The organism is Variovorax paradoxus (assembly GCF_022009635.1).
In the GTDB taxonomy this organism is placed as follows: Bacteria; Pseudomonadota; Gammaproteobacteria; order Burkholderiales; family Burkholderiaceae_C; genus Variovorax.
The window spans coordinates 4,812,152-4,835,006 of sequence record NZ_CP091716.1; the positions used below are offsets into that span (position 1 = coordinate 4,812,152).

16 protein-coding genes are annotated in these 22,855 nt (G+C 68.2%); 8 read left to right on the plus strand and 8 right to left on the minus strand.

Going from position 1 to position 22,855, the window contains the following annotated elements:
- Positions 1-24: 24 nt before the first annotated feature.
- From L3V85_RS22210 to L3V85_RS22230, 5 genes are all read right to left on the minus strand, one after another.
- Positions 25-807 (minus strand): mechanosensitive ion channel family protein, encoded by a 783-nt coding sequence (locus L3V85_RS22210; protein ID WP_237674866.1) that lies wholly within the window; start codon positions 805-807, stop codon positions 25-27.
- Positions 808-840: 33 nt separating this feature from the next.
- A complete protein-coding gene (gene treS / locus L3V85_RS22215; RefSeq protein ID WP_237674867.1) occupies positions 841-4,185 on the minus strand; it encodes a maltose alpha-D-glucosyltransferase in 3,345 nt (1,114 codons plus the stop codon).
- 14 nt (positions 4,186-4,199) lie between these two features.
- A complete protein-coding gene (locus L3V85_RS22220; protein ID WP_237674868.1) occupies positions 4,200-6,269 on the minus strand; it encodes an alpha-1,4-glucan--maltose-1-phosphate maltosyltransferase in 2,070 nt (689 codons plus the stop codon).
- A complete protein-coding gene (gene glgB / locus L3V85_RS22225; RefSeq protein WP_237674869.1) occupies positions 6,266-8,176 on the minus strand; it encodes a 1,4-alpha-glucan branching protein GlgB in 1,911 nt (636 codons plus the stop codon). The genes L3V85_RS22220 and glgB overlap by 4 nt, the downstream gene beginning before the upstream one ends.
- Before the next feature lie 184 nt (positions 8,177-8,360).
- Positions 8,361-8,627 carry a hypothetical protein gene (locus L3V85_RS22230; RefSeq protein ID WP_237674870.1) on the minus strand — a complete coding sequence of 89 codons (267 nt, stop codon included), beginning with the start codon at positions 8,625-8,627 and terminating at the stop codon, positions 8,361-8,363.
- Between the two features lie 211 nt (positions 8,628-8,838).
- Here L3V85_RS22230 and L3V85_RS22235 point away from each other — a divergent pair, with 211 nt between their 5' ends.
- Both L3V85_RS22235 and L3V85_RS22240 read left to right on the plus strand, forming a co-directional pair.
- On the plus strand, positions 8,839-10,518 hold the full coding sequence (locus L3V85_RS22235; protein WP_237674871.1) for a lysophospholipase: 1,680 nt from the start codon (positions 8,839-8,841) through the stop codon (positions 10,516-10,518).
- 29 nt (positions 10,519-10,547) lie between these two features.
- Positions 10,548-11,177 (plus strand): LysE family translocator, encoded by a 630-nt coding sequence (locus L3V85_RS22240; RefSeq protein WP_237674872.1) that lies wholly within the window; start codon positions 10,548-10,550, stop codon positions 11,175-11,177.
- Positions 11,178-11,182: 5 nt separating this feature from the next.
- Here L3V85_RS22240 and L3V85_RS22245 read toward each other — a convergent pair whose 3' ends face one another.
- On the minus strand, positions 11,183-11,371 hold the full coding sequence (locus L3V85_RS22245) for a hypothetical protein (RefSeq protein ID WP_237674873.1): 189 nt from the start codon (positions 11,369-11,371) through the stop codon (positions 11,183-11,185).
- A gap of 379 nt (positions 11,372-11,750) precedes the next feature.
- Here L3V85_RS22245 and L3V85_RS22250 point away from each other — a divergent pair, with 379 nt between their 5' ends.
- From L3V85_RS22250 to kdsA, 4 genes are all read left to right on the plus strand, one after another.
- Complete coding sequence (locus tag L3V85_RS22250) at positions 11,751-13,991, plus strand: hypothetical protein (protein WP_237674874.1); 2,241 nt, start codon at positions 11,751-11,753, stop codon at positions 13,989-13,991.
- Positions 13,992-14,090: 99 nt separating this feature from the next.
- Entirely contained in the window at positions 14,091-15,050 is a 960-nt protein-coding gene (locus L3V85_RS22255) for a S1C family serine protease (RefSeq protein ID WP_237674875.1), read from the plus strand.
- 22 nt (positions 15,051-15,072) lie between these two features.
- Positions 15,073-16,266, plus strand: a complete 1,194-nt coding sequence (locus L3V85_RS22260) for a GDSL-type esterase/lipase family protein (protein ID WP_237674876.1) — start codon at positions 15,073-15,075, stop codon at positions 16,264-16,266.
- Positions 16,267-16,279: 13 nt separating this feature from the next.
- Positions 16,280-17,125: a 3-deoxy-8-phosphooctulonate synthase gene (kdsA, locus tag L3V85_RS22265; RefSeq protein WP_237674877.1), complete on the plus strand. Its 846-nt coding sequence runs from the start codon at positions 16,280-16,282 to the stop codon at positions 17,123-17,125.
- A gap of 9 nt (positions 17,126-17,134) precedes the next feature.
- Here kdsA and L3V85_RS22270 read toward each other — a convergent pair whose 3' ends face one another.
- Together L3V85_RS22270 and L3V85_RS22275 are read right to left on the minus strand one after the other, a co-directional pair.
- Positions 17,135-17,962, minus strand: a complete 828-nt coding sequence (locus L3V85_RS22270) for an HDOD domain-containing protein (RefSeq protein WP_237674878.1) — start codon at positions 17,960-17,962, stop codon at positions 17,135-17,137.
- A gap of 139 nt (positions 17,963-18,101) precedes the next feature.
- On the minus strand, positions 18,102-20,000 hold the full coding sequence (locus L3V85_RS22275; protein WP_237674879.1) for a GspE/PulE family protein: 1,899 nt from the start codon (positions 19,998-20,000) through the stop codon (positions 18,102-18,104).
- A gap of 147 nt (positions 20,001-20,147) precedes the next feature.
- On the opposite strand from L3V85_RS22275, the gene L3V85_RS22280 reads away from it, so the two are divergent.
- Both L3V85_RS22280 and L3V85_RS22285 read left to right on the plus strand, forming a co-directional pair.
- A complete protein-coding gene (locus L3V85_RS22280; RefSeq protein WP_237674880.1) occupies positions 20,148-20,981 on the plus strand; it encodes an alpha/beta hydrolase in 834 nt (277 codons plus the stop codon).
- A 156-nt stretch (positions 20,982-21,137) separates the two neighbouring features.
- Positions 21,138-22,781: a methyl-accepting chemotaxis protein gene (locus L3V85_RS22285; RefSeq protein ID WP_237674881.1), complete on the plus strand. Its 1,644-nt coding sequence runs from the start codon at positions 21,138-21,140 to the stop codon at positions 22,779-22,781.
- The last annotated feature ends 74 nt before the right edge of the window (positions 22,782-22,855 follow it).

The window sequence follows — 22,855 nt, forward strand, 5'->3', positions numbered from 1 at the left end:
GCGGACGTTGGAGAAAAAAGCGGATCAGCGGGGCGGACGGTCGTCGAAACGCGGCGGCGCGGCCGTATTCGTGTTCGGGTTGATCGGCGTCGGGGCCGCGCCCGGCCCTTCCCTGCCGGTGCCCGTCGTCTTCGTCAGTTGCTGCTGCCGGGGCCACCAGCGCTCGATCTGCGCCTTTGCCCAATCCTTGCCGGCCAGCCCGAATGCCAGGGCCAACGCAAAAACCACGCCCGCCAGGATCACCAGGAAGCTCTCGCGCACAATGTCGCCGCCCACCTTGATCTGGTCCAGAGCGATGAGGATCACGAAAGCCATCACCGCGTACTGCGCCACCTTGGCGAACAGCATGGCGTCCTGCATCTTCACGCCGCGGAAATAGCTGCCCACCGCGTCGCCCACGAACTTGGCGAAGTACGAGCCGAAGGCCAGCACCAGCAAGGCGACGAACACGTTGGGCACGAACCAGACGATGCGCCCCAGCAGATCGGCGATGTAGCTCAGCCCCATGCCGTTGAAGGCGATGAGCAGGGAGGCCAATATCACCAGCCAATACGCCAGGATGCCGAACAGGCTGCTGGTGTCGCCCGCCAGCCCGCCCTGGCGCAGAAAGTTGTCGAGCCCCGCGCGCTCGGTCAGCACGTTGAAGTTGATGGCGCGCAAGGCCTTGGTCACGGCAAAGCGCGCCGCCTTGGCGATGAGCCAGCCCACGAACACCACCACCAGCGCCACCAGCAGGCGCGGAATGAACGCCCCCACCTGATAGAGGATGGCGCGCAGCGGCTCCAGGTGAATGCCGAAGTTTTCCATGTGTGTTTCCCCGAGTGAATGACGACGGCGGCCTCAGGCCCCGTTCGGCTGGATGAGCGCGAGCACGCCGTGCAGCGGCACCTGCACCCAGTCGGCGCGGTTGTTGAGCTCGTAGCGCAGTTCGTACAGCGCCTTCTCCAGTTCGAAAAGCGCGAGCAGTTCGCCGTCGATGGGCGCGCCATCCGGCTGGGCGAGCGTGCCGGCATAGCCCTTCATGAAGGCGTCCCGCGTGGCCTGCTCCCAGGCGATGGCGGGCGCGGCCAGCTTCTCGGCCTCTTCAGGGCTCTGCGCCACGCGGCGCAGCGCCGACCAGCGCGCATAGTTGAACGAGCGCAGCATGCCCGCCACGTCGCGCAGCGGCGAGCTCTTGGCGCGGCGCTCCTCGAAGCTGCGCGCGGGCTCGCCCTCGAAGTCGATGATGATGAAGTCGTTGTCCTTCACCAGCACCTGGCCCAGGTGGTAGTCGCCGTGGTAGCGGCTCTTGAGCGCGGCACCGCCGCCACCCTCGCCCACGAAGCGGCGCGCGGCAATGTTGGCCTGCAGCGTGTCGGCGGCGCGCAGCAGCGCTTCGGCATCCGCCTGCGCGGCGGGCGGCAGCGTGCCGATGCGCTCGCGCAGCAGTGCCATCGTGGCGGTGGCGTCGCCGGCGGCGTGCGTGCGGTAGCCCGCGACATCGGTGGCCGACAGCGGCTCGGGGTCGAAGGCGGCCGCGCCGTTGCGGGTGGCCAGCGCCCGATGCAGCTCGGCGGTGCGGCGGCCCAGCGTGCCGATCAGCGCCAGGAAGCCGCCGTGTACCGCCAGCACGTCGGGCGCGTCGACCGCGCCGTCGGTGGTGGCCACGTCGCGCAGGAAGCGCTCGAGGTAGCCCAGCGTGTAGTCCCAGCCGTCGCCCTGGTTGGCGACATAGCTCTGCACCATCGCGAGCGTCATGGTGCGGCCGTCGGCGCTCATGTATTCGAGCGCGCCGAGCACCGGCACGCAGTGCGGGTAGCGCGCCACTTCGGTGAGGAAGCGGCCCATCTCCAGCTCCGGGTTGATGCCCTCGCGCACATGGCGGTAGCCCTTGAGAAAGAGCGTCTCGTCGAGCGTGACCACGGTGTTGCTGCTCACGCCGCTGGGCCGGCCCACGGGCAGCGCGTCCAGGTCGATGCCCAGGCGCGCGAACGCGGCCGTGGGCTTGAACACCAGCTTGCCGCCACCGGTGGCCAGCTCGGCCCCCTGCCCGATGGCGCGCACCAGTTCGCGGCAGAAGGCCTCGTCGTAGAAGGCATCGCCCATCAGCCCGACCTGCGCCTGCTGGCGCACCTTGGCAAGCGCTGCCTGCGCCACGCCGGCCATGCGCTCTTCGTCGCGCTCTTCCCATGCAAGCGCCAGCGGCATGAAGTAGGTGGCGCCGCCGGGCGGCCCGTCGAGCGCGAGCAGCGGCAGCATCCAGCTCTGTCCGTTCACCTCCCACACCGCATGGTCGACGATGCGCGCGCGCTCGATGGCGGTGCCCTTGGATGCATACCAGCGCTGGATCTCGATGTGGCGCGGCAGCGTCTCCAGCTCGAACTGGCTGCGCATGCGCTCGGACATGCCGATGCGCCAAGGCATCACGCGGTCGCGGAAGAAGCTGGTCCAGCCGTCGAACAGCACCAGCGTGGGCCACTCCTGCAGCGCCACGCCCTGGTCGTGCCAGCTCGGCGCGTCGGCCTCGGCCGTGAGCTTGAACCAGTAGAAGCCGTACGACGACAGCGTGAGCAGGTACGGCAGTTCGCCGATGGGCGGAAACGGCGCCCGGCCCAGCATCTCGATGGGCACGTGGCCCTTGAACTCCGACAGGTCCAGCTCCACCGGCTGCGCCGCGCGCGAGAGGTTGAACACCGCCAGAATCACGTCGCCGTCGTATTCGCTCAGGTAAGCCAGGATCTTGCGGTTGCCCGGCTTCAGGAAGCGCCGCCTGCCGCGCCCGAAGGCGTGGCTGGTCTTGCGCACGGCCAACATGCGCTTGGTCCAGTTCAGCAGCGAGCTGGCGTCGCGCGCCTGCGTCTCGACGTTCAGCGCCTCGTAGCCGTACATCGCGTCCATGATGGGCTGCAGGTACAGGCGCTGCGGGTCGGCGCGCGAGAAGCCGGCGTTGCGGTCGGGGCTCCATTGCATGGGCGTGCGCACCCCGTTGCGGTCGCCCACGAACACGTTGTCGCCCATGCCGATCTCGTCGCCGTAGTAGATGATGGGCGAGCCCGGCATCGACAGCAGCATGCCGTTCATGAGCTTCACGCGGTCCAGGTCGTTCTCCATCAGCGGCGCCAGGCGCCGGCGGATGCCCAGGTTGATGCGCGCGCGCATGTCGGCGGCGTACATGGTGTACATGTAGTCGCGCTCCTTGCTGGTCACCATCTCGAGGGTGAGCTCGTCGTGGTTGCGCAGGAAGATGGCCCACTGGCAGCCCTCGGGAATGTCGGGCGTCTGCGCCATGATCTCGACGATGGGGTGGCGGTCTTCCTGCGCGATGGCCATGTACATGCGCGGCATCAGCGGGAAGTGGTAGGCCATGTGGCATTCGTCGCCGTCGCCGAAATACTCGCGCACGTCTTCCGGCCACATGTTGGCCTCGGCCAGCAGGAAGCGGTTCTTGTACTGTGCGTCGATGGCCGCGCGCAGCCGCTTGATCACCGCGTGCGTCTCGGGCAGGTTCTCGTTGCTGGTGCCGTCGCGCTCCACCAGGTAAGGAATAGCGTCGAGCCGGAAGCCGTCAACGCCCATGTCCAGCCAGAAGCGCATGGTCTTGAAGATCGCCTCCATCACCGCCGGGTTGTCGAAGTTCAGGTCGGGCTGGTGGCTGAAGAAGCGGTGCCAGTAGTACTGCTTGGCCACCGGGTCCCAGGTCCAGTTCGAGGTCTCGGTGTCGGTGAAGATGATGCGCGTGCCCTGGTAGAGCTGGTCGGTGTCGCTCCACACGTAGAAGTCGCGCTCGGGCGAACCGGGTGGCGCCAGGCGCGCGGCCTTGAACCACGGGTGCTCGCTCGAGGTGTGGTTGATGACCAGCTCGGTAATGACGCGCAGGCCGCGCTTGTGCGCCTCGGCCAGCATCTCGCGGAAGTCGGCCAGGGTGCCGTACTGCGGATGCACGTCTTCGTACTCGGAGATGTCGTAGCCGTCGTCGCGTAAGGGCGAGGGGTAGAACGGCATCAGCCAGATGGTGTTGACGCCCAGCTCCTTCACGTAGTCGAGCTTGGCGGTCACGCCCTGGAAGTCGCCCATGCCGTCGTTGTTGGAATCGAAGAAGGCCTTGACGTTGAGCTGGTAGATGACCGCGTCGCGATACCACAGCGGGTCGTCGCTGTTGTCGATCTCGACGGTTTCCAGTGCGATGTGCGAGACGGGTGCATTCATGGGCGAGCGACCTCTCAAAGGAAGTAATCGAAGTCGCGCTCGTCGCCATGACGCCGACGGACGACGAAGACGTGCGCGGGGCAGCTGTGCGGGTCCAGCCGCACGTAGTGCCAGTCGCCCTGCCACTGGAAGCGCTGGCCGCTGAGCAGGTCGTGCATCTGGAACACGCGCGAAGGCGGGTTCACGCCCACGCTGCCGGGTTCGAGCCCCAGCCAGCCCCACTGGGCGTTGTGCGGATCGAGGTTGACCACGGTCACGACCACGTTGGCGCCGTCGGCCGAGGCCTTGGCATAGGCCAGCAGCTGCGGGTTGTCGATGTGCAGGAAGCGCAGCGTGCGGTCCCCGTGCAGCGCGGGGTTCTCGCGGCGGATGCGGTTCACCCGCGCGATGAAGGGCGCGAGGCTTTCGGGATCGTCATGGTTCCAGTGGCGCAACTGGTACTTCTCGGAGTCCAGGTATTCCTCGCTGCCCGGCTCGCGCGGCAGATGCTCGCGCAGCTCGTAGGCCGGCCCGTAGATGCCGTAGCTGGCCGACAGCGTGGCCGCCAGCACCAGCCGCGCCATGTAGGTGGGGGCGTCGCCGTGCTGCAGCTGCTCGTGCAGGATGTCGGGCGTGTTGGGCCATACGTTGGGGCGAAAGTAATCGATGCCCGGCGCGGTCGACAGCTCGGTGAAGTACTCCACCAGTTCTTCCTTGGTGTTGCGCCAGGTGAAGTAGGTGTAGCTCTGGGAAAAGCCCAGCTTGGCCAGCCGGTGCATCACCTTGGGGCGGGTGAAGGCCTCGGCCAGGAAGATCACGTCGGGGTGCTCGCGCTTGACCTCGCCGATCGCCCACTCCCAGAACGGGAAGGCCTTGGTGTGCGGGTTGTCGACGCGGAAGATGCGCACGCCCTCGCCCACCCAGTGGTCGAGCACGCTCTTGAGTTCGGCCCACAGGCCACGCCAGTCTTCGCTCTCGAAGTTGAAGGGATAGATGTCCTGGTACTTCTTGGGCGGGTTCTCGGCGTACTGCACCGTGCCGTCGGGGCGCCAGCGGAACCAGTCGGGGTGCGCCGTCACGTAAGGGTGATCGGGCGCGCACTGGAACGCGATGTCCAGCGCGATCTCCAGCCCATGGTCGGCCGCGCGCGCCAGCAGGCGGCGGAAGTCCTTGGCGGTGCCCAGCGCGGGCAGGATGTCCTTGTGCCCGCCCTCGGCCGCGCCGATGGCCCAGGGGCTGCCCACGTCTTCGGGGCCGCTCACCAGCTTGTTGTTCGGGCCCTTGCGCTGCATGCGGCCAATGGGATGGATCGGCGGAAAGTACAGCACGTCGAAGCCCATTCCGGCGATGGCGGGCAGGCGCGCTTCCACGTCCTTGAAAGTGCCGTGCACGCCGGGCTCCATGCCGGCCGAGCGCGGGAACAGTTCGTACCAGGTGCTGAAGCGGGCACGCTCGCGGTCGGCCACCAGCGGCAGCTCGACCGGGTGGCGCACCGCGTGGCGGCGATCGGGGTGGCGGCGCGCGAGCTCTGCCAGTTCCTCGTCGAGCGCCAGCGCCTTGAGCGACACCGCGTCGGTGCCGGGCGCGGCGGCCACGGCTTCGAGTTCGGTGGCCCAGCGCTGCAGCGCGATGCGGTCGGCGCCCTCGGCGCGCGCGGCGGCGGCGGCCACCTCGGCCGCGCCGACTTCGGATGCGATGCGAACGTCGTCGGGGTCGACGCGGCGCGTCATCTCGCTGCGCCAGGACTCGAACGGGTCGACCCAGGCCACGGCGGTGTACACGTAGCGCCCGATCGCGGGCGGCGAGAAGACGGCCTCCCACACGTCGTTGCCCAGCGGCTTCATGGGCACCTCGCGGAACTCGGCCTGGTCCTGCGCGCGCCAGCACAGCTGCACGCGCAGCACGTCGTGGCCGTCGGTGAAGCAGTGCGCGCGCACGCGCACCCGCTCGCCGGCCACGCACTTCACGGCGAAGCGGCCGTTGTCGACGGCCGGCAGCACCGCGTCGATCACGGCGCGCACGTTGCCGCCGGGGTTGGTGTCGGTGCCAGCGCTGGCGTCGGGGGCCACGCTGGCTGCGTTGCGGGTCGAGAAGATGTTCTTCATGGTGACGGCCGTTGTTCCAGGATCAGGGTGGACAGCGGCGGCAGCGTCAGGCACACCGACTGCATGCGCCCGTGCGAGCGCACCGGCGCGGCCTCCACGCCGCCGAGGTTTCCCCAGCCGGCGCCGCCGAACTCGGCCGCGTCGGTGTTGATCAGTTCGCGCCAGAAGCCGCCGCCCTCGCCCGGCGGCACGCCCAGCAGGTAATTGGTGCGCGGCACCGGCGTCATGTTGCAGACCACCAGCAGCGGCGGGCTGCCGTCGCTCGCCTTGCGCAGGAAAGCGAACACGCTGCGCTCGGCGTCGTCGGCGGTGATCCATTCGAAGCCGGCCGCCGAGAAGTCGAGCTGGTGCAGCGCGGGCGACTCGCGGTACACGCGGTTGAGCTGCGCCACCAGCCGCTGCAGGCCGCCGTGACCCTGCTGCTGCGTGACCCACCATTCGAGCTCGCCGTCGTGCGTCCATTCGCGGCGCTGGCCGAACTCGCCGCCCATGAAGAGCAACTTCTTGCCCGGGTGCGCCCACATGTAGCCGAACAGCGCGCGCAGGTTGGCGAACTGCTGCCAGCTGTCGCCGGGCATCTTGTTGATGAGCGAGCCCTTGCCGTGCACCACCTCGTCGTGCGAGAGCGGCAGCACGAAGTTCTCGTGGAAGGCATACACCAGCGAAAAGGTCAGCTTGTGGTGGTGGTACTTGCGATTGACCGGGTCTTCCTTCATGTAGGCCAGCGTGTCGTGCATCCAGCCCATGTTCCATTTCTCGCCGAAGCCCAGGCCGTCCATGTCGGTGGGGCGCGAGACGCGCGGCCACGCGGTCGACTCCTCGGCCACGGTGAGCGTGTCCGGAAACTCGCGGTAGACGGCGCGGTTCAGCGTCTGCAGGAAATCGATGGCCTCCAGGTTCTCGCGGCCGCCGTGGCGGTTGGGAATCCACTCGCCGTGCTTGCGCGCGTAGTCGAGATAGAGCATGGAGGCCACGGCGTCCACCCGCAGCCCGTCCAGGTGGTACAGGTCGAGCCAGAACAGCCCCGACGACACCAGGAAGCTGCGCACTTCGGGCCGGCCGTAATTGAAGATGCTGGAGTTCCACTCCGGATGAAAGCCCTGGCGCGGATCGGCATGCTCGTACAGGTGCGTGCCGTCGAAGAACGCAAGGCCGTGCTCGTCGGTCGGAAAGTGCGAAGGCACCCAGTCGAGCAGCACGCCGATGCCCTGCTGGTGCAGGTGATCGACCAGGTACATGAAGTCCTGCGGCGAGCCGTAGCGCGCGGTGGGCGCGAAGTAGCCGGTGGTCTGATAGCCCCACGAGCCGTAGAACGGATGCTCTGTCACCGGCATCAGCTCCACATGCGTGAAGCCCATCTTCTTCACGTACGCGGCCAGTTCGTGCGCGATCTCGCGGTAGCCCAGGAACTGCCCGTCATGCCGGCGCCAGGAGCCCAGGTGCACCTCGTAGACCGACATCGGCGCCTCGAGCGAGTTGTGCATGCCGCGCGTCGCCATCCATTCGTCGTCGCCCCATTCGTAGGCGAGTTCGCAGATGCGCGAGCCGGTGGCCGGCGGATGCTCGGCGCTGAAGGCCACCGGGTCGGCCTTGTCGACGGTGAAGCCGCCGTGGCGCGAGCGGATGCGGTACTTGTAGGCCTGCCCGAGCCCCGCGTTGGGTACGTGGCCCAGCCAGATGCCGGTGTGGTCGGGGCTGGGCGCGAGCGGATCGGCGTCGCCGGACCAGTAGTTCCAGTCACCCACCACCGAGACCGACTCGGCGTTCGGCGCCCATACGGCGAAGCGGGCGCCGCCTCCTGGCTGCGGATGGCAACCCAGCAGGTCGTAGAGCCGCGCGTGGGTTCCTTCGTGAAAAAGGTAGGCGTCTCGCTCGCCAGGGAGTGAATGGTTCAAAGGCACCGGCATTCCTTGATTGAAGGCCAGCAAGGCAGCAGTCAGGGGCCGTCGGGGCAACGGCCGCGTGGGGAACGACTGCGGTTCTCGCTTGGCTTGAACGCCAATTTGCTGGGATGCCGGTGACCGTGGTTACGGCCTGAGCCGCCTCGCCTTGTCGGAGAGTTGCCCGTGTCCCTTCAGGCGCCGCGCCGGCTCAGGCGTGCAGCGCGAAGTCGTCGATGGTGAGCGTGATCGGACGGCGCGGCTCGCTGCGGTAGCGCGCGATGGCGGCGGGCTCTATTGCGTGGAAGTGCTTTCGGCAGGCTTCCAGCAAACGGTCGCCGATTTCGCGCGCACCGAACTCGTCGTGCAGCGTCTCTTCGGAAATCTGCGCGATGACGCGCGGGCCGCCGGGGCCTTCGGGATAGAAGGCGAAGCGCACGCTCGCCGTATCGAAGCAGTAGATGCCTTCGAAATTCATCTGTCTTGTCTCCTGTGAATTCGGCGCCGATTGAGCGCGCGCCGCAGGCCGATGAAGAGTGGAAATTGGCGCATGCGCGTGCAGGAAATGTCCTACAGAAAAGGCGGCGTGCGCTTGCAGCCGGACGGGGCTTCTGCGGTGGCTTTAGCGCGCGGATGCGGCGAAGATCGGCACCTTCGGTTCTGCACCTTTCCCTGGAACATCCGCCTCGATGACTGCACAGAAGATTCCGAGCCTCCTTGTCCTGCATCGCCGCGCCGCGGCCTGCGCCCTCGCCGCCTCGGCCCTGCTGCTGGGCGCCTGCACCGCCCCCACCGAGGCCCAGCGGCAGGCCACCGCCAGCACCCCGCCGCCCACCGACTGCACCGCCTGGGTCGGCACCGACCGCAACGCCATGATGGGCGGCTACCTGCTGGGGCAAGGCCCCAAGGGCTCCGGCGCCAAGGAATGCGTGCCCGTGCTCATGACGGCCAACCGCCCGCCGCCCGGCTATGCGGGCGGCGACTACTACGTCAGCGAATTCACCGACGACAAGCTCAAGGCCCGCTGGCGCGCCTGCAAGGAAGACCCCGTGTGCTTCAAGCGCATCGACGCGCAGATGCAGCGCTGGCTGCCGCCCAACAAGGAGCGCGCCACGCGCTCGACCGGCGTGGTCGACCCGTCGGGCAAGATCGATCCGGACGGCAATGTCGACCTGAAGCAGATCCGCCGGCCCGCCTTCTTCGCCAAGGCGCCGTACCGCGAAGGCATCGCCGAGGCCGACGCCCGCACCTGGATCGTGGAGTTCACCGCGCCGCACGACGCCTTCGAGCGCATCGACCTGAAGATGACCGGCGACATCAAGCTGCGCGGCTGGTACATCGAGGGCGCCGGCATCGACGACGGCAAGGGCAAGAAGGTCCGCGCCCTGGCCATCATGGCGCCGGGCGGCGGCGGGCAGCTCACGGCCATCCAGCATCCGGACGAGGTGGCCTACCGCATCGACGAGAAGACCGGCAAGACTGTTCCCATCAACTTTCCCAACGCGACCACCGAGACCATGGGCCAGCGCTGGTGGCGCGAGAACCTGTATGCGCTGAACCAGGCGGGCTTCGACGTGCTGGCCTACGACCGGCGCGGCGAAGGCCTGTCGGGCGGCTTCAGCGACACCAACACGCTGGAGCAAGGCGAGGACGTGTTCCGCGCGCTGGCGGCGCTGGAGGGCGGACGCGGCCTGCGCCTGCTCGCGCCATCGGGCGAACTGTTCGAGGGCGAGAACGCGCGCGGCCGGCTGCTGGCGGGCATGAAGGCCAACGAGATTCCGCTGGTGCTCGGCGGCTACTCGCGCGGCTCGATGTCGACCGCCTGGGCCATGACCAAGAACTACGTGGCCGAATGCACCTTCGACATGCCCCAGCCCAACTGCACGCCGCCCAAGGGCCTGAAGAACATCCACGGCACCATCCTGCTGTCGTCGTTTGCCAGCGGCGCGGGCTACGTGGGCGACTCGCCCGACCTTGCCGACCGCAACCTGTTCCTGGGCGGCATGGCGGCGGACCACCACATCGTTTTCTATCCGAACTCGTCCACGCTGGCGGGCATGGACCGCTGGCCCGCCGCCTTCTTCGGCAAGGGCCTGTGGGACCGCGCCGAGACGCTCGAGGGCACCGTGGCGGCCTACAACCGCATCCGCGGCCTGAAGGAGATCGTGCTGGCGCGCGGGCCGCATTCCATCGAGACCTGGCCCGCGTCCGACCGCGACTACCTGCGCGAGCGCATGGTGCTGTTCGCGAAGACGGTGATCATCGGCGCGCGCACCATTCCGGGCGCGCGGCCGTGGAAGGACTTCAAGTCGCTGGTGGCGACCACGCCCGATTCGTGGGAACCCTCGTCGCGGCCCAAGGCCCCCTGACTGACACCCGCCAAGCAAGGATGAATCCGATGTTCCCCCAAGACGTTCTGCTCGCCTACATCGCGGCCTGCCTGGTGGTCGTGATGGCCCCCGGACCCGACAACATCCTGGCCATCAGCCGCGGCCTGAGCCAGGGCAAGGCGGCGGCAGCGCTGTCTTCCGTCGGCGCGGGGCTGGGCATCATGTTCCACACCGCGGCGGCGGCGCTGGGCCTGTCGCTGGTGATCCAGGCATCGCCCGTGGCGTTCTGGGCCGTGAAGGCGGTCGGCGGGCTGTATCTGCTGTGGCTGGGCTACAAGGCGCTGTCGTCGCGCAACCTGGTGTCGTTCGAGCCGGGTGCCCACCAGCCGCTGCGCAAGGTGTTCCTCACGGGGCTGCTGTCGAACGTGCTGAACCCGAAGCCGGGGCTGTTCGTGCTGGCCTTCCTGCCGCAGTTCGTGAGCGCGGCTCGCGGGCCGGTGGCGCTGCAGATGCTGGTGTACGGCGCGATCTTCGCGGTGCTGACCGCGCTGATCTTCACCGTGCTGGGCTGCTTCGCGTTCCGGCTGTCGTCGTGGCTGCGGCGGCATCCGCGCGTGGGCACCGGCCTGAACGTGGGGGCCGGCCTCACTTTCATCGCGGCGGGGCTGTCGGTGCTCGCGTTGCGACAGCGGACCTGACCCGGTCAGTTCTTGCGCGGGTCGTAGGGCCGGCGGTCGTAGCGGTCGGGCACGCCGTCACCATCGCTGTCGCGATTGCGCTCGTAGCGGTCGGGGATGCCGTTGTGGTCGCGATCGCGGTCGCGCCGGTGGTTGTCGTGGCCGCAGCCCGCCATCAGGGTGGCGGCGGCAATCAGGAGAAGGATGTTTTTCAAGGGCGGATTCTTCGTGTTGTAGGTGCAGCGCAGTGTGCGCGGCCCACCTGAAGAATCCCTCAACGGAGACTGAAGCCTTCGTGAAGGCGCGCGGGGCTTTCGTCGCGCAAAAAAGAACCCGGCACCAGGGCCGGGTCCAAGCCTCGTTGCTGTCACGCAGCGAAGCCCTCGCAAAGGGAGGAATACGAGGGACGGGACAACCGTCGATTCCCAACTTATCGAAGCCCGGGCAAGCGGATTCGAAGCGAATGCCGCCTCCTCGGGACGGACAAGACCTACGAGGCCTGCCCCATGCGCGCATCGCATGTCGGCCTCGGACGACATGGCTGTGCGCCCTGTGTCCTCAAATGCGTCGCGCGCGGTCCCTTACGGTGTCGCCATGCCCAATCGACCCAGTTCCCCGAGCTCCGACGCCTCCGCCTCCTCGCAAACCCCGCATCGCTGGCAGTTCATCCGCACAGGCGGCGCCGACCAGGTCATCTTTCGCACCGGCGAGGACATCGCCCGCATCGCGGAACTCGACCAGAAGCTCTGGGTGGCGCTCGCCTGCCCGACGCGCGGCATCGACTTCGACACGCGCACCCTCGACCTGATCGACACCGACCGCGACGGCCGCGTACGCCCGCCCGAAGTGGTCGCGGCCTGCGAGTGGGTCTGCGCGCGCCTGCGCAACCCCGACGTGCTGCTGCAAGGCAGCGACGTGCTGACGCTGGGCGACCTGGACGACAGCAACCCCGCCGGCGCGCGGCTGCTGGAGGAAGCGCGCCGCCTGCTGCAGATCCAGGGCAAGCCCGATGCGCAGACGCTCACGCTCGCCGACATTGCCGACCGCGGCGAACTGCTGGCGGCCATGCGCTTCAACGGCGACGGCGTGGTCACGCCCGACACCGCGCAGGACGATGCCGTGCGCGCCACCATCTCCGAAGTGATGCGACTGCACGGCAGCGTGCCCGATCGCCACAAGGAGACGCCCGGCGTGGACCGCGCCCGCGTCGAAGCCTTCTTCGCCGAGGTGCAGACCGCGCGCGACTGGCATGCGCAGGCCGACGCCGGCAACGCCGAGCTGATGCCGCTGGGCGAGCCCACGCTAGCCGCGGCCGACGCGGCGCTCAAGGTGCAGGCCAAGCTCGACGACTTTTTCGCGCGATGCCGCGTGGCCGCCTTCGACGCGCAGGCCGTGACCGCGCTCAACCCCTCGGCCAAGGCTTATGACGCGCTCGGCGCGAACAGCTTGGACCTGCACGCGGAGCCCATCGCCGAGCTGCCGCTGGCCCCGGTCACGCCGCGCTGCGTGCTGCCGCTGAGCGGCACCGCCCTCAACCCCGCGTGGGCCGATGCGGTGGCCGCCTTTGCCGAGCGCAGCGTGGCGCCGCTGCTCGGCGCGCGCGAGGAACTGGCCGAGGAAGAGTGGCTCGCCATTCGCCGCAAGCTCGCGCCGCTGCAGGCCCTGATGGCCAGGCGCCCCGACAACTGGGCCGCCGCGCTGCCGCTCGACAAGCTCGACGCGCTGCTTGAGACCCGCGAAGCATTGCTCGCGCTGATCCACGACGACGAAGCCGCCGAGGAGCACAACACGCTGCTGGTCGACCTGGAAAAGCTGATCCGCCTGCAGCGCGACCTGGTGGTGCTGCTGGACAACTTCGTGTCGTTCAAGGCCTTCTACCGGCGCGAAGGCGCGATCTTCCAGGCCGGCACGCTGTTTCTCGACGGCCGCAGCTGCGAGCTGACGGTACAGGTGCAGGACACGGCCAAACACGCGGTGCTCGCGGGCCTGGCGAAGACCTGCCTGGCCTACTGCGACTGCACCCGCCAGGGCGCGAAGATGAGCATTGCCGCGGCCTTCACGGCGGGCGACATCGACTTCCTGTTCGTCGGGCGCAACGGCGTGTTCTACGACCGTCAGGGCCGCGACTGGGACGCCACCATCACCAAGCTGATCGAGAACCCGACCAGCGTGGCGCAGGCCTTCTTCGCGCCGTACAAGAAGTTCGTGCGCGTGATCGAGGAACAGGTGGCCAAGCGCGCCGCCGCGCAGGACGCCGCCGGCCAGGGCAGCCTGACGAGTTTCGCGACCAAGCTCACGACCGCCGACCAGGCCGCGGACGCCGCCAAGGCGCCGGCCGCCGCGCCCCGCCCCACCGGCCGTGTCGACGTGGGCACGGTGGCCGCCATCGGCGTGGCGCTGGGGAGCATCAGCGCGGTGCTGGTGGCCATCTTCGGCAAGTTCGTCGACTTGGGGCAATGGATACCGGTGGCCCTGCTGGGCATCGTGCTCGCCATCTCGGGGCCGAGCATGCTGATCGCATGGCTCAAGCTGCGCCAGCGCAGCCTGGGGCCGATCCTCGACGCCAGCGGCTGGGCCATCAACGGGCGCATGAAGGTGAATGTGCGGCTGGGCGGCATGCTCTCGCAGACAGCGCGGGTGCCGCCGGGTGCCAGGCGCATCGTGCGCGACCCCTACCGAGACCGCCACGGCGCGACCGGCGTGGCCGCGCTGGCGGTGCTGGTGCTGGCGGTGACGCTGCTGGCCTGGCGCATGAACTGGCTCGACGACCGCCTGCCCGCCGCGTTGCAGCATTCGCCGACCGCGCAGGCCGCGGCGCGCCCCGGGGCCGCCTGAGTCCCTGTCCGAGCGCCTGCCCCGGCGCTTGAAAAGCTCTTTCGCGCCGCCATTTCTCCTGAACTCCCGGAGATCCTGGCGACTGAAAGAGGTGCTCACATGGGCGCACGCGAAGACGAATTCCTGCTCGATTCCTACTCGGCCACCGTCACACGGGTGGCGCACACGGCCAGCGCGGCGGTCGCGCACATCAAGGTCCGAAAACAGCCCCAGCGCGGCAACGCGGGCGGCCAGGGCAGCGGCTCCGGCTTTCTCTTCACGCCGGACGGCTTCGCCATCACCAATGCCCATGTGGTCGAAGGCGCGAGCGAGCTGCGCGCAGCCTTTTCGGACGGCACCGAGAGCCCGGCGCGCCTGGTCGGCATCGACGCCTCGACCGACGTGGCGGTGCTGCGCATCGAGTCGCACACCAGCGCCTTCCTGCCGCTGGGCAGTTCCGCGGCGCTGCAGCCCGGCCAGCTGGCCGTGGCGGTCGGCAATCCGCTGGGTTTCGACTTCACCGTGACCGCCGGCATCGTGAGCGCGCTGGGCCGCAGCCTGCCTTCGCGCGGCGGCCGGATGATCGAGGACGTGATCCAGACCGACGTGGCGCTGAACCCCGGCAATTCGGGCGGACCGCTGCTCGACAGCGCCGCGCAGGTCATCGGCGTGAACACGGCGGTGATTCCGTCGGCCCAGGGCCTGAGCTTTGCGGTGGCCATCGACACCGCGCGCTGGGTGGCCGGGGAGCTGATGCGCCACGGCGCGGTGCGGCGCGGCAAGCTGGGCGTGCAGTGCGCGGCGATGGCCCTGCCCCGGCGCTGGGTGCGCGAAAACGAATGGTCCGTCGGCACCGGCCTGCGGGTGGTCGAGGTGGTGGCCGGCTCGGCGGCGGCGCGCGACGGGCTGCGCAGCGGCGACATCCTCATCGGCTGCGACGGAACGCCGCTGGCGCAGCTGTCTGACCTGCTCAAGCGCCTGGCCGGCGAAGGCTACGGACGGCCGCTGCTGCTGAAGCTGCTGCGCCCGGTGGCCGGCACGCTGACGACGCTTTACCTGACGGTGGCGCCGGGGGGTTGATGCCTGCCGGAAAATCGGCGGCATGACGACGAACGACAAGCACGCGCGGACTGCCACGCCCGTGACCCCTGAACTGCTGCGCGGCGCCCTGGAATTCGAGCGCACCGCGCGCGGCCTGCTGCCGCACCGCCTGCCCGCATGGGCACGCGCCCAATGCAACGACCCGCAACTGGCCATGGCCGAGTCGCAGCCCTCGGGCGTGCGGCTGGCGTTTCGCACCGAGGCCACGGACATCGAACTCGACGTGCTCCCGACCCGCTACGTGTACGCCGGCATTCCGCCCCGGCCGCAGGGCGTGTACGACCTGCTGGTCGACGGCCGCCTCGCACGGCAGGCCAGCGCGACCGGCGGCGATGTCGTCACCATCGACATGGCGGCCGGCACGGCGTCGAAGCAGCAAGGCCCGGCGGGCACGCTGCGGTTCGGCGGTCTGCCCGGCGGCGCCAAGCGCATCGAGATCTGGCTGCCCCACAACGAGACCACCGAACTGGTGGCGCTGCGTGCCAACGCGCCGGTCGAGCCCCTCGCGGGGGATGCGCGCAAGGTCTGGCTGCACCACGGCAGCTCGATCAGCCATGGCTCCAATGCGGGCAGCCCCACGGCCATCTGGCCTGCGGTGGCGGCGTCGCTCGGCGCGCTGGAGTTGGTCAACCTGGGCTTCGGCGGCAGTGCGCTGCTCGACCCGTTCACCGCGCGCGTGATGCGCGACACCCCTGCCGACGTGATCAGCCTGAAGATCGGCATCAACCTGGTCAACACCGACCTGATGCGCGCGCGGGCCTTCACGCCAGCGGTGCACGGCTTTCTCGACACCATCCGCGAAGGGCATCCGCACACGCCGCTGCTGGTGGTTTCGCCCATCTACTGCCCGATCCACGAGGACACGCCCGGCCCCGGCGCATTCGACCCGAGCGCCCTGGCGGAGGGCAAGGTGATGTTCAAGGCAACCGGCGACGCAGCCGAGCGCAGCGCCGGCAAACTGACGCTGACCTACATCCGCCAGGAACTGCAACGCATCGTGGGGCAACGCGCGGCGCAGGATCCGAACCTGCACTACATCGACGGGCTGGCCCTGTACGGCCCCGAAGACTTCGCGGAACTGCCGCTGCCGGACCGCCTTCACCCCGACGCGCCCTCGCACCGGCGCATCGGCGAACGCTTCGCCAGGCTCGCGTTTGGCCCCGCAAGCCCGACCGGACGGACAATCGGCACCTAGCCAGGAGAAAACCTTGACCACTGTCACCATCACCCCCAACGTCCACGTCCGCAACGACGGCCCCTTCGTGCTGTTCGGCGGCGTCAACGTCCTCGAGTCCAAAGACCTGGCCCTGCGCAGCGCCGAAGAGTACGTGCGCGTCACCGGCAAGCTGGGCATTCCCTATGTCTTCAAGGGCAGCTTCGACAAGGCCAACCGCTCGTCGATCCACTCGTACCGCGGCCCCGGCCTCGACGAGGGCCTGAAGATCCTCCAGGCCGTGAAGGACGCCTTCGGCGTTCCCGTGATCACCGACGTGCACGAAATCGCGCAGGCCGCGCCCGTGGCCGAGGTGGTCGACGTGCTGCAGCTGCCCGCCTTCCTCGCGCGCCAGACCGACCTGGTGGTGGCGCTGGCCAAGACGGGCCGCGCCATCAACATCAAGAAGCCGCAGTTCCTGAGCCCGCCGCAGATGCTCAACATCGTCGAGAAGTTCAAAGAAGCCGGCAACGACAGGCTGATCCTGTGCGACCGCGGCACCTGCTTCGGCTACGACAACCTGGTGGTGGACATGCTGGGCTTCGGCGTCATGAAGAAGGTCACGCAGAACCTGCCCATCATCTTCGACGTGACGCATGCGCTGCAGCAGCGCGAAGCCGGCGCCGCAGCGTCGGGCGGTCGCCGCGAACAGGTGGCCGACCTGGCGCGCGCGGGCATGGCGGTGGGGCTGGCGGGGCTGTTTCTCGAAGCGCATCCGGACCCGGCACAGGCCAAGTGCGACGGCCCGAGCGCATTGCCGCTGGACAAGCTGGAGCCGTTCCTTGCGCAGATCAAGGCGCTGGACGACCTGGTGAAGTCGTTCGCGCCGCTGAATATCTGAAGACGCCGCTCAGGCGATCATCGACTCCAGGTCCGCGGCCAGCACGCGCGGTGCCGGCATGCCCTGCACGATGTCCTCGGTGATGCCGATGGCCATCGCCGACTGGGTGGGCCAGAGGGCGCCGAGGTTGCTCAGGTCCACGCCCTGGCGCTCCAGCGCCACGCGCCACACGGCCATGTGAAGAATGCCGCCGAGCGCATCGGGGCGCTCCGCCTTGGCCTGGGTCACGAAGCTGGAAAGCGCGTTGACCAGTTCGGGAGCGAATTCCCAGCGGCGCGCCAGCGAGGCGCTCACGTCGCCGTAGTGGTAGCCGAACTCGACCAGCTCGAGCTGCGCACGGCCCAGTGCGTCGAAGGGATGGGTGGCGTTCAATGAAGCCATGCGCTCCGGCATGGCCTGCGCCATGATCAGGTGACCGATGGCATGCATGCTGCCCGCGGTGAAAGCCAGGTTGGGATCGACGCGCCGGGTCTTGGAAGCCAGATACCTGGAGACCGAAGCCACGCGCAGGCTGTGGGCCCAGAACTCCGGCAACTTGACGCCCTCCACCTTCCGGAACGAACCCGACAGGCCCGAGCTCACCACGAACGACCGGATGGCCGAGAGCCCGAGCATCAGGATCGCGCCCTGGATGGACGAGACCTTGCGCGGCAGCCCGAAGAACGGCGAATTGACCATCTGCAGCACCTTGGCCGCAAGCACCTGGTCGAGCTCGATGCGGTGGGCGATGGCCGCGAAGGGCACGTCGTCGTCGCGCAGCATCTCTATGAGGTCGGACACCACCCTGGGAACGGTAGGGAGCGACTCGTCATTGGCAAAGAGTTCGTCGAGTGTCATGGCGCTTTTGGCGGTGTTGCCTTGGTATGTATGCAAAAGATTTTGCTCCAGTACCCCGCCCGGTCAACGACGAATCGGTGCGAATCTGTAATTTCTACTGATTCCGGTAGGCCGCCGGGCCACCAACCCGGCGCCGCCCTCACACATTGCTGGTCGCGCGCACTTCCTCCACGGTCGTGTGTCCGGCCAGCACTTTCTCGATGCCGTCCTGGCGCAGCGTGCGCATGCCCTCCTGCAGCGCCGCCAGCTGGAGTTCTTCGGCGCGCGCGCCGGTCTGCACCAGGCGGCGCAGCGTCTTGGACATCACCATGAGTTCGTGGATGCCCACGCGCCCCTTGAAGCCCGTGCCGCCGCAGTGCTTGCAGCCGACGCTGGTGTAGGCGTGCAGCCGCCCCTCGCGCCCGTAGCGGCGCAGCCAGACGTCGCGCACCGCATTGCGCTGCCGGCCCGCGTCGTCCTCGCGGGTGCCGAAGGCATGCAGGTAGTCGTCCAGCAGTTCCTCGATCCTCTCGGAGCTTGCCGGGCTGCTGCTGGTGCAGCGGCTGCACAGGCGACGCACCAGCCGCTGCGCCAGCACCGCCAGCAGCGAGTCCGCGAAGTTGAACGGGTCCATGCCCATGTCGAGCAGGCGCGTCACGGTCTCGGGCGCGCTGTTGGTGTGCAGGGTCGACAGCACCAGGTGGCCGGTCAGCGACGCCTCGATCGCGGTCTTGGCGGTTTCCTCGTCGCGGATTTCGCCGACCATGATGACGTCCGGGTCCGCGCGCACGAAGGCGCGCAGCGCCTTGGCGAAGGTCCAGTCGATGCGGGGATTGATCTGCACCTGCCGCAGGCCGGGCTGGGTGATTTCGACCGGGTCTTCCGCGGTCCATATCTTTCGCTCTGGCGTGTTGATCTGCATCAGCGCCGAGTGCAGCGTGGTGGTCTTGCCCGAGCCGGTGGGGCCGACGCACAACACCATGCCGTAGGGCCGCTCGACGGCCTTCGTGAGCTGCGCGAGGTTGTTCGGCGACAGGCCCAGCTCGCTCATCGGAATCGGCTTGGAGGACGCCAGGATGCGCATCACCACGTCTTCCAGGCCGTTGTTGGTCGGGATGGTCGCCACGCGCAGTTCGATGCGATGCTGCGGCGAGTACTTGGCGAAGTTGATCTTGCCGTCCTGCGGGTTGCGCTTCTCGCTGATGTCGAGGTCGCACATGATCTTCACGCGCGCGACGATCGCGTTGCGATAGCTCGGCGGTAGCTCCAGGTAGGTGTAGAGCAGCCCGTCGCGGCGAAACCGGATGCGGGTCTTTTCCTGGCCGGGGTAGCTTTCGATGTGGATGTCCGAGGCGCCCTCGCGGTGCGCCTCCAGGATCATGCTGTTGATCATGCGCACCAGCGAGTTGTCCGACTGCTCGATGGGTGCCTCGGCGGGGGGCGCGGAGGCAGGGCCTTCTTTCTCGAGGGTCTGCAGCAGTTCGCTGGTGCCGGCCAGGTCGAACTCCAGCGGGCGCCCCGGGTCCACATTGGTCGAGAAGATGCCGATGGAAGGCTCGCCGATTTTTTCGTAGGCCGCGCCCAGCACGCTGTCGAGGTCCAGGCATTGCCCCACCACCGGAGTGACCTTCATCTGCGCAATGAATTCGATCTCCTCGAGCGCCGAATGCCGGCTGCTCGGGTCGTCGAGCGCGACGACGAGCCGCCCCTGGTGCAGCATCAGCGGCATGACCTGCAGGCGCCGGGCCACGCCGTGGCCCACCTTGCGCAGCGCATCGGCGGCCGCGGGAAAGAGATTCAGGTTCACCAGCGGATAACCCATCTTGCGCACCAGCGCGGTCTGCAACTGGCCGTGGCTCACCACGCCCATGCGCACCAGCATCTCGCCCAGCGGCACCTGGGGTTCGAGCCGCTGCCGGACCAGGCCCTCGCGCAGTTGCTCGTCGCTGACCATGCCCAGCGAAACCAGTGCTTCGCCGATTCGGGCGACGGGCGCGTGACTCTGGAGTTCGAGTGCGCGCAGCAGTTGCTCGGGCAAGGTGACTTCGGTGGATGACATCGGGTGTACTTCCTGACTGTTTGAACTGCACCGCATCGTAAAACGCAATCTACGCATCTGCCAGCAGTTCAACTCCTGAGCACGCAAGTTCACACTCTCGAAGAACGGCGAAACTCGGGCCTCACACCTCTCCCCGGAGCACACAACTTGTCATCCAAAGTCTCCCGCATCGCGCTCTCGGCTTCGGCCGCGGCCATCGGCAGCATCGCGGCGTACTGGACCCTGCTGGCCACGCGCCAGGGCCAGATCCTCTTCAATGCCCGCAAGCTGCCGGTCGTGCACCTGTCCGACGACTTCTCCACCTACTCCCACACGGTGCCCGGCGGCATGGTCCGCGGCTACGTCTACCACCCGCAGGGCGAAGCCGCGCTGCAAGACCTCTTCATCTATTTCGCGGGCCGGGGCGAAGACGTGCGCGCCACCGCGCAGATGCTGCACTGGCTGCCCGAAGGCTTCGGCTTCGCGGCGCTCAACTACCGCGGCGTGGCCGACTCGCAGGGGCATCCGTCGGAGACGGCTTCGGTGGAAGACGCGAGCCAGTTCGCCAGGCACTTGCGCCGCGCCTATCCGCAGGCCCGCCTGCACGTGGTCGGCCGCAGCCTGGGCACGGGCGTGGCCATCCAGCTCGTGGCGCGGCAGGACTTCGCGAGCCTGCAGCTGGTGACGCCCTACGACTCCATGCTGGAAGTCGCCAAGCGGCGCTTTCCGCTGGTGCCGCTGTCGCTCTTGCTGCGCCACCAGTTCAACTCTCTCGAGCACTGCAAGGAAGTGGCCGCCAAGACCCAGGTACTGCTGGCCGCGCAAGACGACGTGGTGCTGCCCGAGCGCTCGCAGAAGCTGATCGCGGCCTGGCCCACGCCCATCAGCGTGCAGACGGTTCCCGACTCCGACCACCACAACATCATGGGCCTGGAAGCAACCTGGCTGCACCTGGTCGACTTCGCGCTCACGTCCATCCTGCCGGAATCGAAAACCGCCTGAATCGAATTGCCGGGCGCATCGTTTACCTAAAGTTTGCAATTGGACTGCCGATAACAGGAAGTGGAGCGCGGCGACCGCCGCCCTTCTGCGCTTTCAAGGCTGCCCGTCACGACCGACGGGGTGGCCTTTCCATTTCCCGAGTATTGGAGTCCGACCATGTTCCTGAGCAACGTCTCAATTGGCAAACGCCTGGCCATCGTGCTGGGCCTCATCCTGGCGCTATTTCTCGCCACCAGCGTCGCCGCGGTATTCAAGCTGCGCCAATTGAGCGTCGAGATCGACACGATGATCGAGGACAACGTGAAGACCGAGCGCGCGGGCGCCGACTGGCTGCGCCATACCACCGCGGGCGTCCAGCGCGCGGCGGCCATCGCCAAGAGCAGCGACTCGAGCCTGATCGACTACTTCGCGCCGGCAACGGCCGCCTCGATCAAGGACACCAACGAGCTGCAGAAATTCATCGAGGGCAAGCTGGTCAAGCCCGAGGAAAAGCAATTGCTCGAGAAGGTCGCAACGCTGCGCAAGGGCTACCTCGCATCGCGCGAGGAAGTGAGCAAGGCCAAGGTCAGCGGCGACCTGGCGGGCGCCAACCGGCTCTTCGACTCGCAGTTCCAGCCCACGTCGACCAGCTACATCGCCGGCGTGCAGCAGGTCGTGAACCTGCAGCGCGAGCAGCTCGACGCCGCCGCGGCGCGCGCCAACAACCTGCGCGCGCAGACCAGCACGCTGCTGATCGTGTGCTCCACGGTGAGCCTGGTGCTGGGCGCGCTGCTGGCCTGGTTCCTGGCGCGCAGCATCACCCGCCCGCTGCACAACGCCGAGACCATCGCCCAGGCAATCGCCGACATGGACCTCACCGGCAAGCCCCAGCACAGCTACGCCAACGACGAAACCGGCCACCTGCTGCGCGCCCTGGACCTGATGCGCACTGCCCTGCAAGGCTCGCTGACGCAGGTGCACGGCGTGGTGATGAACGTGTCGACCGCCAGCACGCAGATCGCCACCGGCAACCAGGACCTGTCGTCGCGCACCGAGGAACAAGCCAGCTCGCTGGAGGAAACCGCTGCGTCCATCGAGGAACTGACCTCGACCGTCAAGCAGAACGCCGACAACGCGCGCCAGGCCAACCAGCTCGCCACCTCGGCCTCGGAAGTGGCCGTGCGCGGCGGCAGCGTCGTGTTCCAGGTCGTGGAGACCATGGGCTCGATCAATGCGTCGTCCAAGAAGATCGTCGACATCATCAGCGTGATCGACGGCATCGCCTTCCAGACCAACATCCTGGCGCTGAACGCGGCGGTGGAAGCGGCCCGCGCGGGCGACCAGGGACGCGGCTTCGCGGTGGTGGCCTCGGAGGTGCGCAACCTGGCGCAGCGCTCGGCCGCGGCGGCCAAGGAAATCAAGACGCTGATCGGCAATTCGGTCGAGAAGGTCGAGGAAGGCAGCCGCCAGGTGGCCGATGCCGGCCGCACCATGGACGAGATCGTCGGCAGCGTGAAGCGCGTGACCGACATCATGGGCGAGATCAGCGCGGCGAGCCAGGAGCAGACATCGGGCATCGAGCAGATCAACCAGGCCATCACGCAGATGGACCAGGCCACGCAACAGAATGCGGCGCTGGTCGAGGAAGCCTCGGCGGCGGCGCAATCGCTGCAGGAACAGGCGGGCAGCCTCGCGCAGATCGTCGGGCAGTTCAAGCTGGAACACGGCCACGGCGCGCCTGCGGCGGCCCACGGCCTTCGCGCGATTGCCGGCCAGAAGGCATCGCGCGGGCTGGCGATGCCGGAACTGGGGTTCCAGTAAGGCCCCGCGCCGGGCGGGGGACCTGCGACATTCGTCGCAGTGTCACGCGACGCGGCGAGCATCGGCCCGCCGGC